Raw genomic sequence first — 13,071 nt, 5'->3', positions numbered from 1 at the left:
TGTCGTGCCGGCTGCCTAGCATGGGGTCATGTACACGGAGCGGCGGTCGGTGTTCCCCGGCGCCGTCGTGTGGCAGAAGACCACGTCCGGCGGTGAGGCCGCAATCCTGCCCGACGGCTGCATGGACCTCATCTGGATGAACGGTGACGTCGTCGTGGCCGGTCCCGACTCCCGCCCGTATCTCACTCGCAGTAGGGCGGGCGACCGCTACGTCGGATTGCGTTGTTCCCCGGGCACTCTGCCGGACCTCCTCGGAACCCCGGCGGAGGTGTTGATCAATCAGCGGGTGCCGCTCGCCGATGTGCTGAGCGACCGCGCCACCGCAGAATTCCTCGGCAGGATCGCCGACGCCGCAGACCCCGGCCGGGCACTCGAGGAGTTCGCGCGGTCACGCAGGCTCCTCGGGCCGCCACCGGACGGCAGGATCCCCGCGGTCGTGCGACTTCTGGAGCAGCAGGCGTCCGTCCGCGATGTCGCGGACGGGATCGGTGTCGGCGAGCGCCAACTGCACCGCCTGTGCCGACGGCAGTTCGGTTACGGGCCGAAGATGCTGGCCAGGATCCTTCGGTTGCAGTCGGCGGTCGGGCTGGTGGGTTCGGCCATTCCCGCTGCGCAGGCGGCCGGCATGGCCGGGTTCGCCGACCAGGCCCACCTGATCCGGGAGGCCCAGGAGTTGACGGGCCGCACCTTCGGTCAGCTGGTCACGGCGTGAGTGCGGCGAAGAGGTCGACGGAGTTGCCGTCGGGGTCGTCGACGGTGGCGTAGCGCTGCCCCCACGGTGCGTCCCACGGCTTCTTCTTGCCGTTGTAGCCGGCGTCCGTGATCTCGTCGAAGAGTGTGTCGACACCGGCAGCGGTTCCGCAGTCGAAGGCGAGCGCGATGCGATGCCCGCCGGTTGGTTCGGCCCAGTCGGGCGTGAACGAGCGGATGGTCTCGATCGTGTCCCACAGCAGGCGAACCCCACCCGGGAGTTCGAATTCGACGTGCGGCGCCTGATCGGCGTCGGCCGGAATGTCGAGTCCGAGTCGCCGGTAGAACGCGAGCGACGCGGGCAGGTCGCGGACGACCAGTTCGATGGCACTGAATGTTGCGGTCATGTCCAGAACGCTAACGATTTGGGGCGGACCCGCATTGAAGGTTTCGGACATCGGGCGCACGCGGGTCCGATTTCTTCAATCACCCGGGCCGTGCAGCAGGAATGCTGGGAGTCATGACCACCGAATCAACCCACGTCAGTGTGTTCATCGCCCGGACCGCCGCCGACGTGTACGCCTACGCGAGCGACCCCGCCAACCTCCCCGCATGGGCGGCCGGCCTCAGCAGCACCATCACCCGCGACGGCGACCGCTGGCTCGCCGACTCCCCCATGGGCCAGGTAGCCGTGACCTTCGCACCCGCCAACGACTACGGCATCCTCGACCACGACGTCACCCTCCCGAACGGCGACACCGTCTACAACCCCGTGCGCGTCATCCCCGACGGCGATGACAGCGAAGTCCTCTTCACCATCCGCCGACGCGACGGCGTGAGCGCCGAAGAATTCGCGCAGGACGCCGCAGCCGTCACCGCCGACCTCCAGCGGTTGAAGGGGTTGCTGGAGGCGTGAGGTGCGCGGGCACATCCGCGCACCGATTGGTCAGACGCTCACGCAATTGCGTGCGCAGGTGGCAAATCCGTGCGCGGCTGTGGTTGTGCGCTGTCCTCACCGAAGGAGGAGTGAGTCCTCAGACCCGTTCCGCACGACCTTCGGCCACGGCGGATGCGGCCACGGCGAGACGTTGGTACGCCGCCCGGGTTTCGGGTGCCAACTTGCCGTGTTCGATGACGATTCCCATGCCGAGGTGTTCGTCGTAGGGGATGGTCTCGACGCCCCACACCTGTCCGCCGAGGTATTCGCGGAGCAGGTCGAGGTCGACCTGCCAGCCGGTGGCGTCCTGGTTGGACACGGTGACGACGGTGCGGGCGAGTCCGGGTTCGCCGAGCGTGTCACCGATCGACTGCAGTGCGGAGCGGAGGCGGTTGAACGCATCGGCGCGGCATGGGACGACGAGGACGATGGGGGTCGGCGTGGCCAGCAGTGGCGCGAGGTACGCGGCGCGCAATCGGTGGCCGAGGTCGTGGACGGTGTTGACCTGGCGTGCGCGCAGTGAGCCTGTGAGAGTGCGGAATTCACGGTCCGACGCGGTCTGGTTCCCGATGCGGTTCAGGATGCGAGTCCCGGCACTGGTGCGGGAGCAGTATCCGTCGAACACGTCGTCCGCGACCGGGCCCGTGACCGCGGACGCCACCAACTGCTCCAGGCCGCTCACGGACAGCACGGCGTCGGCCCCGCGTTCGGCGACATCGCCGCCCGCGGGAGTCGCGTCGACGGCGACGACCGCACCGCCGCGCGCCGCCTCGGTGTTGGCGAGCCCCAGCGCCGTCGTGGTGGCGCCTGCTCCTCCGCACGCCCCGAGGACCAGGGTCGACACCGGAAGTGCTTGCTGCAGTTGGTCGGTCACTTCGCGTCTCCAATGGATGTGATGTACGTGCGACTGTCGCGGTCCGCGGTGGTCACGACCTGCTCGTACCGTTTCGTCGACCCGTCCGGTCGCAGTTCCGACAGTGTCACCGCGTAGCGGCCGGGTTCGGTTTCGGTGATGGCGAGGCAGTGCTCGGTGCCTTCGGGCAACAGCGAGTCGATGCCGCCCTGGATGGTCTCGGCGGACCCGAGCGGCGCGTCGGGGGCGACCACCTCGCGGGCCTTCGCGCCGCTTCGTTCGACGTAGTAGGCGTGGTCGAAGGCCAGGATCGCGGCGACGCCGTCGGAGGTCCCGCCGGGACCGTTGCCGACGACCGTCGAACCGTCGCGGGACGCGGCGCACCATCCTGCGGCGACCGGGTTTCCGCTCGCATCACCGGAAGTCGAGGTGAATACGGCGACAACACCGACGACGACGGCGACCACCGCTGTGGCGGCTCCGGCGAGCGCGAGTTTCCGCTTGCCGCGACCGTCCCGGACGGGCGGGGTGGGATCGGGTTCGTCGCCCGGCGTCAGCCACGTCGGCGCGGGGGGAGGGGGCAGCTGTTCGGGCTCCACGACGGGAACCGTCGGTGCCGCGGCCGACGGGAAGGGCGGGTACCAGTGCGAGAAGCGGTCGAGGGGTGCCCGGTTCGGCGGTTCTGTCACAGTTGAATCCTCCACACCTCATTCCCCCGCGCGGAGCCCACCCCGGACGGGCTCGCGCGGGGGAATCGGATCACACGTGCAGCGTCGCCTGGCTGCGCACGTTCACGCCGGCGATCGTCGTGGTCGCCGGACCGCTGTCGGTCGACTGCAGCTGCGGGAGCTGCGGTGCGGGCAGGGACGCGATCGTCTGCACCAGCTGCCCGAACGCCGGGTACCGGTCGGCGGCATCCGCGATCGCGGCGGCGACGGGCGTGACGTCGACGGGCGCCGACCAGTTCGTCGGGTGCTCGGCGTTGGAGTCGGCCGAGAACGCGGAGACGGTGGCGGCGGTCGGCGAGGACGGGTCGACGGCGATGCCCGCGGTGCCGGTGGCGTCACCGACGCGCCAGCCGATGGTCCCGACGTACCCCTCGGGGTTGCCGTACTGGCGGCCGTTGACGGCGACCGGCACCGCGCCGACCAGCGTGTCGGCGGCCGCGTTCACCTCGACCACCGGCTTCGGCACGGGCAGGGCGGGGGCGACGGGCGCCTGGTGCGACTTCGGCATGTCGTCGGGGTCGATCCACACGGTCGCGGGCTGGGCGGCCTGCTCGGCGGGGACGGACTGCGCCGCGGGTGCCGGTTCCGCCGGAGCCTCGTCCTTCGCCAGATCGGGCGCGGCGGGTGCGGCCGTCTCGGCGCCCGGGACGGCCAGCGGCGCCTGCGGCGGAGCGGGCGTCGTCGTGGTCGGGGCGGCCGGGTCGGTGACACCCGGCTGGGACGTGCTCGGCGGCGTGGACGGGACCGCCACGCCGGGCTGCGACGTGGTGGGCGCCGTCGAGGGATCGGTGACGCCCGGCTGCGACGTCGACGGCGGGGTGGCCGGAGCGGCGTGTGCCGTCGCGGCCCCGAGCAGTGCGGCGGCGGACACCGAGATCGCGGCGGCCAGAGCGTGCATGCGGATTCTCAAGTCTTTGACTCCTGAAGTCGAACGGACATGGTTGATCGAACGGACTGGTGCTGACGAAGCAAACGCAAGAGAGATGCAGATCAGAGGCACCGAAAGAGGGATGCGAGCACAGCAGAATGCCTCCACCGACACGGTGGATGTGTTGTTTCCCCGATGAGATCCGTCCGTGCTGCCGGCGCACTGCCGCAGCCGTCGTTCATCGCCCCCATGACCGCCCCCGGTTCTTTCTCTTCCCCCTACCGCGGCAAAGTACCAGACGGGCAACCGTTCCCGCGTTCCCGGATTCCGGTCAGGCCAGGCCCGCGGCCAGCTTCACCGTCAGATCGCGGAGTGGGCGGAGACGGCCGGTCATCGCGACGGCGGACATGGCGCGCGATCCGCGCATCAGCCGCCGGGTGGCGGGCCGTCGCGTGCGGTCGTAGCGGCGCAGCGCCGTCTGAATGTCGGTGTCGGCGGCGAGGAATCGACCGAGTGTGACGGCGTCGACGAGGGCCTCGCACGCGCCGCGGCCGAGGTTCGGCGCCATCGCGTGGGCGGCGTCGCCGAGCAGCGCCGTGGTGCCCGACACGTACGACGGGAGGGCCGGCGACTCGTACAGGTCGTGGTGGAGCATCGCGTCGGGGGTTGCTGCCTCCAGGACGGCCCGGACGTCGGCGTGCCAGCCCCCGAACCGGGACCGGAGGAAGTCGAGGCCGCCGGGCTGCCCGGCGTCGGTGCGGATGCACGCGAACCAGTTGACGAGGTCGCCGTCGCGCGGCGTGATGCCGAAAAGTGCGTCTGCGTCCCAGGTTTCGCTGACGCTGTCGCGGTGTCCGGGCACCCAGCCGCGCCAGGCAGTGGCTCCTACATACCGTGGCTCGAACTTGTCGCCGAACAGTTGCGTGCGGGTCGGGCTGCGCAGACCGTCCGCGCCGATCACGACGTCGTGGTCCGTCAGCGCGTCGAGGGCGGGAGCGGGGGTGCCGAACGAGATCATGCCGTCGGGCAGTGTCCCGGCGAGCGTGGCCAGCAGGGCGGGCCGCGACAGCAGGTAGGCGATGCGGTCGCGGTTGTCGATGGTGCCGATCACGGATCCGTCGGGGCGCAGGAGCGAGCCGCGGTGCTGGGGTGACCCGAGGGTGCGGACCCGATCGCCCGCGCCGATCGCGTCCAGCGCGTCGAGGGCCTGCGGCCACATGCCGAGCGCGGTGCCCGACGCGGGCAGGGCGTCGGCCCGCTCGAACACGTCGACGTGCCAGCCGGCGCGGTGCAGGTAGCCGGCGACGGCGAGTCCGCCGATGCCGCCGCCGAGGACTGCTGCGGAGTGCGTCATGGCCACCACGCTACTACGGGTGTAGTGAATTTACTACCGATGTAGTGTCGGGGTCATGGCAGAGAAACGGGAGCAGGTGCTCGACGCCGCCATCGCGCTTCTCGGCACGAAGGGGGTCCGGGCCCTCACGCACCGCGGCGTCGACGAGCTGGCCGGAATGCCGCAGGGGTCGACGTCCAACTACTTCCGCAGCCGGGGGGCACTGCTCGAGGGGATCGTCACACGGCTCGTCGAACGTGACCGGGAGGACTGGGTGAAGTTCGCGCACCTGCGCCCGGACAGCAAACATGCTCTGGTCGACGCGCTGGTCGCGTTCGTGAGATTTTCCACCGGTCCGGACCGGGTCCGCACGAGCGCGCGCTACGCGCTGTTCGTGGAGGCCTCCGTCACGCCGGGGCTGGACGCGAAGATCGGATCGGCACGGCGCGCGCTCGTGGAATGGGGCGCGGACATGCTGGAACGTGTGGGTTCGAAAAACCCCGCCTCGGACGCCGTCGTGATCACCGACTACCTGGACGGTCTGATCCTTCACCAACTGACCGTCCCGGATCTCGATTTCGATCCGACTGCGGGAATTAGAGCGGTCCTCCGCGCGCTCACTTAACATGTACTCAGTGCAGTCGGACGAGGTCCGCCCTCGACAATGCCCAGTTCAGAGGGTTAATAGGCCAACCTAAGTTGTGTTTCGTCAGGGGTTCTGAATTATCGTTTTCGTTACACGTTGGACCCACGAAAGTCCGACCCGACCGAAAAGCCACGTCGCCTGGTGCGAGGACCACACCCAGCGTGCTGCAAAAGGGCGATAGCCGATCGGTGGTGCCGAGCACGTCGTGACGGCACCTGCATTGCAAGTTGATGGCCATCAGCGCTGCTGGTCGTCGGTGCATCTTTTGGCATACGAAGGCTAGGTATGAAGCAACTTCCAGGCCCCCAGGGGCTGTATCACCCGTCGAACGAGCACGACTCCTGTGGTGTCGCATTCGTCGTGGACATGAAGGGCCGCCGCAGCAGGGACATCGTCGAAAAGGCGATCACCGCGCTGGTGAACCTCGAGCACCGTGGTGCCGCGGGCTCCGAACCCAACACGGGTGACGGCGCCGGCATCCTCCTCCAGGTCCCGGACAAGTTCTTCCGCGCCGTGGTCGACTTTCCGCTGCCCGCGGAAGGCACGTATGCCACCGGCATCGCCTTCCTGCCGCAGAGCAAGGCCGACGCGCAGCGCGCCGCCGACGCCGTCGAGAAGATCGTCGAGAGCGAGGGCCTGAAGGTCCTCGGCTGGCGTGAGGTCGCGACCGACGACTCTTCGCTCGGCGCCCTGGCCCGCGACGCCATGCCGACGTTCCGGCAGATCTTCATCGGCAGCGAGAACGACGCCCTCACCGGCCTCGATCTCGAGCGCCGCGCCTACGTCGTCCGTAAGCGCACCGAGCACGAGCTGGGCAGCGAAGGCGCAGGCAAGGACGGTCCCGGTCGCGAGACCGTGTACTTCCCGAGCCTGTCGAGCCAGACGTTCGTCTACAAGGGCATGCTCACCACCCCGCAGCTCAAGGGTTTCTACCTGGACCTGCAGGACGAGCGCGTCGAGTCGGCCCTCGGCCTCGTGCACTCGCGCTTCTCCACCAACACGTTCCCGTCGTGGCCGCTGGCCCACCCGTTCCGGCGCGTGGCCCACAACGGTGAGATCAACACCGTCACCGGCAACGAGAACTGGATGCGTGCCCGTGAGGCGCTCATCGACAGCGACATCTTCGGAGGTCGCGAGCAGCTCGAGAAGATCTTCCCGGTCTGTACGAACGGCGCCAGCGACACCGCGCGCTTCGACGAGGTGCTGGAGATGCTGCACCTCGGTGGCCGCAGCCTGCCGCACGCCGTGCTGATGATGATCCCGGAAGCCTGGGAGCGGCACGAGAGCATGGACCCCGCACGCCGGGCGTTCTACCAGTACCACTCGTCGCTCATGGAGCCGTGGGACGGACCGGCGTCGGTGTGCTTCACCGACGGCACCGTCATCGGCGCCGTCCTGGACCGCAACGGTCTGCGCCCCTCCCGGCTCTGGGTGACCGACGACGGCCTCGTCGTCATGGCCTCCGAGGTCGGCGTCCTGCCGATCGACCCGGCCACCGTCGTGAGGAAGATCAGGCTGCAGCCCGGCCGCATGTTCCTCGTCGACACCGCCGAGGGCCGCATCATCAGCGACGACGAGATCAAGTCGGAACTGGCCGCCGAGCACCCGTACCAGGAGTGGCTCGACCAGGGTCTGACCCACATGAACGACCTGCCGGACCGCCCGTACACCTACATGTCGCACGAGCGCGTCGTTCTGCGTCAGCAGATGTTCGGGTACACCAACGAAGAGGTCAACCTCCTCGTCAAGCCGATGGCGATCTCCGGTGCCGAGGCTCTCGGCTCCATGGGTACCGACACCCCGATCGCCGTGCTGTCTTCGCGGTCGCGGATGCTGTTCGACTACTTCTCGCAGCTGTTCGCGCAGGTCACGAACCCGCCGCTCGACGCCATCCGCGAGGAGGTCGTCACCAGCCTCGGCGGCACCATCGGCCCCGAGCACGACCTGCTGCACCCCACCGCGGAATCCTGCCGGCAGATCTTCCTGCCGCAGCCGATCCTGCACAACGACGACCTGTCGAAGCTCATTCACGTCAACGACGACGGTGAATTCCCGAACTTCCGCAGCGTCATCGTCCGCGGTCTGTACCCGGTGGCCGAGGGCGGAGCGGGTCTGCGCAAGGCCCTCGACGACGTCCGCTACCAGGTGTCGGAGGCCATCGCCGGCGGTGCGCGCCTCGTCGTCCTGTCCGACCGTGAGTCGAACGAGACGTACGCGCCCATCCCGTCGCTGCTGCTGACGTCGGCCGTGCACCACCACCTGGTGCGCGAGAAGACCCGCACCAAGGTCGGTCTCATCGTCGAGGCCGGCGACGCCCGCGAGGTGCACCACATGGCGCTCCTCATCGGCTTCGGTGCTGCGGCGGTCAACCCGTACATGGCGTTCGAGACCGTCGACGAGGCCGTCCGCAACAACGAGTTGCAGGGCGTCTCTCTCGACAAGGCCATCCAGAACTACATCAAGGCCGCGGGCAAGGGTGTGCTCAAGGTGATGTCCAAGATGGGCATCTCCACCCTGGCGTCCTACACCGGTGCCCAGCTGTTCCAGGTCATCGGCCTGTCGCAGGACCTGGTCGACGAGTACTTCACCGGTCTCAACTCGAGCCTCGGCGGCATCGGCCTCGACCAGATCGCCGCCGACGTCGCGGTCCGCCACGCCAACGCGTACCTGGACCGTCCCGAGGAGCGCGCGCACCGCGAGCTCGAGGTGGGCGGCGAGTACCAGTGGCGTCGTGAGGGTGAATACCACCTGTTCAACCCGGACACGGTGTTCAAGCTGCAGCACTCCACGCGCACCGGCCAGTACGAGGTGTTCAAGGAGTACACGAAGCTGGTCGACGACCAGTCCGAGCGCCTCGCTGCGCTGCGTGGCCTCTTCGAGTTCAAGAAGGGCGTGCGCGAGCCGGTCCCGCTGGACGAGGTCGAGCCCGCCACCGAGATCGTCAAGCGCTTCTCGACCGGTGCGATGAGCTACGGCTCCATCTCCGCCGAGGCGCACGAGACTCTCGCCATCGCCATGAACCGCCTCGGCGGCCGTTCCAACTCCGGTGAGGGCGGCGAGAACCCTGCCCGCTTCACGCCGGACGAGAACGGTGACTGGCGCCGGTCCGCGATCAAGCAGGTCGCATCGGGACGCTTCGGTGTCACGTCGCACTACCTGACCAACTGCACCGACATCCAGATCAAGATGGCGCAGGGAGCGAAGCCCGGTGAGGGCGGCCAGCTGCCCGCGCACAAGGTGTACCCGTGGGTGGCCGAGGTCCGGCACTCCACGCCCGGCGTCGGGCTGATCTCGCCGCCGCCGCACCACGACATCTACTCGATCGAGGATCTCGCGCAGCTGATCCACGACCTGAAGAACGCCAACCCGCAGGCCCGGATCCACGTGAAGCTGGTGTCCGAGGTCGGTGTCGGCACCGTCGCCGCGGGTGTGTCCAAGGCGCACGCGGACGTCGTGCTGATCTCCGGTCACGACGGTGGCACCGGTGCCACCCCGTTGACGTCGATGAAGCACGCGGGCGCCCCGTGGGAACTCGGCCTCGCCGAGACCCAGCAGACGCTGTTGCTCAACGGTCTGCGCGACCGCATCGTCGTGCAGGTCGACGGCCAGCTGAAGACGGGCCGCGACGTCATGGTCGCCGCGCTGCTCGGTGGCGAGGAGTTCGGTTTCGCTACCGCGCCGCTGGTCGTGTCGGGCTGCATCATGATGCGGGTCTGCCACCTCGACACCTGCCCCGTGGGTGTCGCGACGCAGAACCCGGTGCTGCGCAAGCGGTTCAACGGCAAGCCGGAGTTCGTAGAGAATTTCTTCCTCTTCATCGCCGAAGAGGTGCGCGAGCTTCTCGCGGAACTCGGCTTCCGCACCCTCGACGAGGCCGTCGGCCAGGTCGACGCCCTCGACACCACGAAGGCGCTCGAGCACTGGAAGGGCAGCAAGGCCGGCAACCTCGACCTGTCGCCGATCCTGCACGAGACCGAGTCGGCGTTCATGGACCAGGACCTGTACTGCACGGGCACCCAGGACCACGGCCTCGACAAGGCGCTCGACCAGCAGCTGATCGTCCAGAGCCGCAACGCTCTCGACAAGGGCGAGAAGGTGTCGTTCGAGTCGCCGATCACCAACGTCAACCGGACGGTCGGCACCATGCTCGGCCACGAGGTGACGAAGGCGTACGGTGGCGACGGACTGCCGGACAACACGATCGACATCACGTTCACCGGTTCGGCCGGTAACAGCTTCGGTGCGTTCGTCCCCAAGGGCATGACCCTGCGCCTGCACGGCGATGCCAACGACTTCGTCGGCAAGGGCCTGTCCGGTGGACGCCTCGTGGTGCGCCCGCCGCTGGAGACCGCGCCCGGGTTCGTCGCCGAGGACAACATCATCGGCGGCAACGTGATCCTGTTCGGTGCCACGAGCGGTGAGGCTCTGCTCCGCGGTGTCGTGGGCGAGCGATTCGCGGTCCGCAACTCCGGCGCCACCGCCGTCGTCGAAGGTGTCGGCGACCACGGTTGCGAGTACATGACCGGCGGAAAGGTCGTGATCCTCGGTGCGACGGGACGCAACTTCGGTGCCGGCATGTCCGGTGGCGTCGCGTACGTCTACAACCCGAACAAGGCGTTCGAGGACAACCTCAACACCGAACTGGTGGATCTCGAGGACCTGACGGGTGACGACTTCACCTGGCTGAAGTCCGCGATCGAGCGTCACCGCGACGAGACGGGCTCCGAGGTTGCCGCGCGCATCCTCTCCGACTGGTCGCAGCAGGTCAATCATTTCGCGAAGGTCATGCCCCGCGATTACAAGAAGGTGCTCTTGGCCATCGAGGCCGCGAAGAAGGATGGAAAGAACGTGGACGAGGCAGTGATGGAGGCAGCTCGTGGGTGATCCAAGCGGCTTCCTGAAGCACACGTCACGCGAACTTCCGGTTCGCAGGCCGGTGCCGTTGCGTCTGCTCGACTGGAACGAGGTCTACGAGGAGTTCTCGTCGGACACCCTGAAGACTCAGGCCAGCCGGTGCATGGACTGCGGTATCCCGTTCTGCCACAACGGTTGTCCGCTGGGGAACCTGATTCCCGAGTGGAACGACCTGGTGTACAAGGACCGGTGGCACGACGGTATCGAGCGTCTGCACGCGACCAACAACTTCCCGGAGTTCACCGGGCGGCTGTGCCCCGCACCCTGTGAGGCGTCGTGCGTCCTGGGCATCAACCAGGACCCCGTCACCATCAAGCAGGTCGAGGTCGAGCTCATCGACCGCGCCTTCGACGAGGGCTGGGTCAAGCCGGTGCACCCGACGCGTTCGACGGGCAAGAAGGTCGCCGTCGTCGGTTCCGGACCCGCGGGGCTCGCTGCAGCGCAGCAGCTGACGCGCGCCGGGCACATGGTCACCGTGTTCGAGCGGGCCGATCGCATCGGCGGGCTCCTGCGGTACGGGATCCCCGAGTTCAAGATGGAGAAGCGGCACATCGACCGCCGTCTCGACCAGATGAACTCCGAGGGCACCGTCTTCAAGACGGGTGTCAACGTGGGTGTCGACATCACCGCGGACGCACTGCGCGAGCAGTTCGACGCCGTGGTCCTGGCCGGCGGTGCGACCGAGGCCCGCGACCTGCCGATCCCCGGCCGCGAGCTGGACGGCATCCACCAGGCGATGGAGTTCCTGCCGATCGCCAACCGCGTGCAGCTCGGCGACCTGGAGCAGCCGACGATCACCGCGGAGGGCAAGAAGGTCGTCATCATCGGTGGCGGCGACACCGGCGCGGACTGCCTGGGCACCTCGCACCGTCAAGGTGCCGAGAGCGTTTACCAGTTCGAGATCATGCCGCGACCGCCCGAGACCCGGGCCGAGCACACCCCGTGGCCGACGTACCCGTTGATGTACCGCGTCGCGTCCGCTCACGAAGAAGGCGGCGAACGCCTCTTCTCCGTGAACACGGAACGGTTCGTCGGTGCCGACGGCAAGGTGACCGCGCTGAAGGCCCACGAGGTCGAGATGAAGTCGGGTCGCTTCGAGAAGGTCGAGGGCTCGGACTTCGAGCTCGAGGCCGACCTCGTGCTGCTGGCGATGGGCTTCGTCGGACCCGAGAAGCCGGGCCTGCTCACCGATCTCGGCGTCGACCTCAACGAGCGCGGCAACGTCGCCCGCTCCGCGAAGTGGGCCACCAACGTCGACGGCGTCTTCGTGGCCGGTGACATGGGACGCGGACAGTCGCTCATCGTGTGGGCCATCGCCGAGGGTCGTTCCGCGGCCGCCGCGGTCGATGCGTACCTCGAGGGCAAGACGGCGCTGCCGTCTCCGATCGAGACCACCACCGCCCCGCAGCGGTAGCTGTAACCGCCAGTTCAACCCGCACCCCGGTAGGTTTTCCTACCGGGGTGTCGGTTTATCGTGCGGGGGTCACGTTCGGTCGGTAACGTTCATTTACCGATCGTGCATCTTTAGGTCACGTCGTCCTGGCAGCATCCCGTCTGCTGGACGACGAAGGGGAGAACAGGTTGATGCCATGGCAATGAGACGGGTTATCGCATTCTTGACCGCAGTGGCCGCTGCCGCGGCCATCCCGGTGGCGTCGGGGGTGGTGGGTACGAGCGCGGTAGCGAACGCGGACCCCTGCCCGAGCCTGTACGTCGTCGCCATTCCGGGGACGTGGGAAACGTCCACCAAGGACAACGTCCGGCCGACGCCGGGTCTGCTGTCCGCGGTGACGAACGGTCTGCCGTCGTCGATCCGCACCGACTACGTCACGTACGCCGCCACGGCCTTCCCGTGGGAGTCCGAGGTGTACGGGCGCTCGAAGGCGCAGGCGGTCACCAACGCCAAGGGCATGCTGTCGTCGATGTCGCAGCAATGTCCCGACACGAAGCTGTCGATCATCGGTTACAGCCAGGGCGCCGACGCCGCAGGTGATCTCGCCTCGGAGATCGGCACCGGCCTCGGCGTCGTCCCCGCCGACAAGATCGCGGCCGTCGGACTCGTCTCCGATCCGCGGCGGTCGCCGACCGACGCCCTCGTCGGC

General features: G+C 68.3%; 11 protein-coding genes. 6 read left to right on the top strand and 5 right to left on the bottom strand.

Going from position 1 to position 13,071, the window contains the following annotated elements; all coding sequences use genetic code 11:
- Window positions 1-28 precede the first annotated feature (28 nt).
- Window positions 29-712, top strand: a complete 684-nt coding sequence (locus MLGJGCBP_RS19545) for a helix-turn-helix domain-containing protein (protein WP_087554970.1) — start codon at window positions 29-31, stop codon at window positions 710-712.
- Here MLGJGCBP_RS19545 and MLGJGCBP_RS19540 read toward each other — a convergent pair.
- On the bottom strand, window positions 702-1,097 hold the full coding sequence (locus MLGJGCBP_RS19540; RefSeq protein WP_160097637.1) for a VOC family protein: 396 nt from the start codon (window positions 1,095-1,097) through the stop codon (window positions 702-704). The genes MLGJGCBP_RS19545 and MLGJGCBP_RS19540 overlap by 11 nt on opposite strands.
- Before the next feature lie 113 nt (window positions 1,098-1,210).
- Between MLGJGCBP_RS19540 and MLGJGCBP_RS19535 the strand changes: the two genes are divergently transcribed.
- Complete coding sequence (locus MLGJGCBP_RS19535; RefSeq protein WP_179220063.1) at window positions 1,211-1,606, top strand: SRPBCC family protein; 396 nt, start codon at window positions 1,211-1,213, stop codon at window positions 1,604-1,606.
- Window positions 1,607-1,724: 118 nt separating this feature from the next.
- Here the strand turns inward: MLGJGCBP_RS19535 and MLGJGCBP_RS19530 are convergent, their stop codons facing one another.
- The 4 genes from MLGJGCBP_RS19530 to MLGJGCBP_RS19515 all read right to left on the bottom strand — a co-directional run bounded on the left by MLGJGCBP_RS19530 (window position 1,725) and on the right by MLGJGCBP_RS19515 (window position 5,430).
- Window positions 1,725-2,501, bottom strand: a complete 777-nt coding sequence (locus MLGJGCBP_RS19530; protein WP_160097636.1) for a hypothetical protein — start codon at window positions 2,499-2,501, stop codon at window positions 1,725-1,727.
- Window positions 2,498-3,169: a hypothetical protein gene (locus MLGJGCBP_RS19525; RefSeq protein ID WP_160097635.1), complete on the bottom strand. Its 672-nt coding sequence runs from the start codon at window positions 3,167-3,169 to the stop codon at window positions 2,498-2,500. Before MLGJGCBP_RS19525 ends, MLGJGCBP_RS19530 begins: the two co-directional genes overlap by 4 nt.
- Before the next feature lie 70 nt (window positions 3,170-3,239).
- Entirely contained in the window at window positions 3,240-4,118 is an 879-nt protein-coding gene (locus MLGJGCBP_RS19520; protein WP_236581212.1) for a glycoprotein, read from the bottom strand.
- 289 nt (window positions 4,119-4,407) lie between these two features.
- Entirely contained in the window at window positions 4,408-5,430 is a 1,023-nt protein-coding gene (locus MLGJGCBP_RS19515) for an FAD-dependent monooxygenase (protein ID WP_160097634.1), read from the bottom strand.
- Window positions 5,431-5,485: 55 nt separating this feature from the next.
- Between MLGJGCBP_RS19515 and MLGJGCBP_RS19510 the strand changes: the two genes are divergently transcribed.
- From MLGJGCBP_RS19510 to MLGJGCBP_RS19495, 4 genes are all read left to right on the top strand, one after another.
- Entirely contained in the window at window positions 5,486-6,034 is a 549-nt protein-coding gene (locus tag MLGJGCBP_RS19510) for a TetR/AcrR family transcriptional regulator (protein WP_160097633.1), read from the top strand.
- 306 nt (window positions 6,035-6,340) lie between these two features.
- The gene (gene gltB / locus MLGJGCBP_RS19505) at window positions 6,341-10,939 is read left to right on the top strand and encodes a glutamate synthase large subunit (protein WP_160097632.1); all 4,599 of its coding nucleotides are present in this window, start codon (window positions 6,341-6,343) and stop codon (window positions 10,937-10,939) included.
- Window positions 10,932-12,383, top strand: coding sequence for a glutamate synthase subunit beta (locus tag MLGJGCBP_RS19500; RefSeq protein WP_087554979.1), 1,452 nt, complete (start codon window positions 10,932-10,934; stop codon window positions 12,381-12,383). Before gltB ends, MLGJGCBP_RS19500 begins: the two co-directional genes overlap by 8 nt.
- A 181-nt stretch (window positions 12,384-12,564) precedes the next feature.
- On the top strand, window positions 12,565-13,071 hold a 507-nt coding region (locus MLGJGCBP_RS19495), incomplete at its 3' end, for a cutinase family protein (RefSeq protein WP_160097675.1).

The sequence above is a fragment of the Rhodococcus sp. T7 genome (assembly GCF_009872365.1).
Lineage (GTDB): Bacteria > Actinomycetota > Actinomycetes > Mycobacteriales > Mycobacteriaceae > Rhodococcus_F.
Note: the sequence above shows the minus strand (reverse complement) of the source record. Positions and strands in the feature narration are given on the sequence as shown.

Bases quoted from the DNA above. Each gene is read 5' to 3' on its own strand.
- MLGJGCBP_RS19545 (WP_087554970.1), top strand. From the start codon at position 29: ATGTACACGGAGCGGCGGTCGGTGTTCCCCGGCGCCGTCGTGTGGCAG.
- MLGJGCBP_RS19540 (WP_160097637.1), bottom strand. From the start codon at position 1,097: ATGACCGCAACATTCAGTGCCATCGAACTGGTCGTCCGCGACCTGCCC.
- MLGJGCBP_RS19535 (WP_179220063.1), top strand. From the start codon at position 1,211: ATGACCACCGAATCAACCCACGTCAGTGTGTTCATCGCCCGGACCGCC.
- MLGJGCBP_RS19515 (WP_160097634.1), bottom strand. From the start codon at position 5,430: ATGACGCACTCCGCAGCAGTCCTCGGCGGCGGCATCGGCGGACTCGCC.
- MLGJGCBP_RS19510 (WP_160097633.1), top strand. From the start codon at position 5,486: ATGGCAGAGAAACGGGAGCAGGTGCTCGACGCCGCCATCGCGCTTCTC.
- gltB (WP_160097632.1), top strand. From the start codon at position 6,341: ATGAAGCAACTTCCAGGCCCCCAGGGGCTGTATCACCCGTCGAACGAG.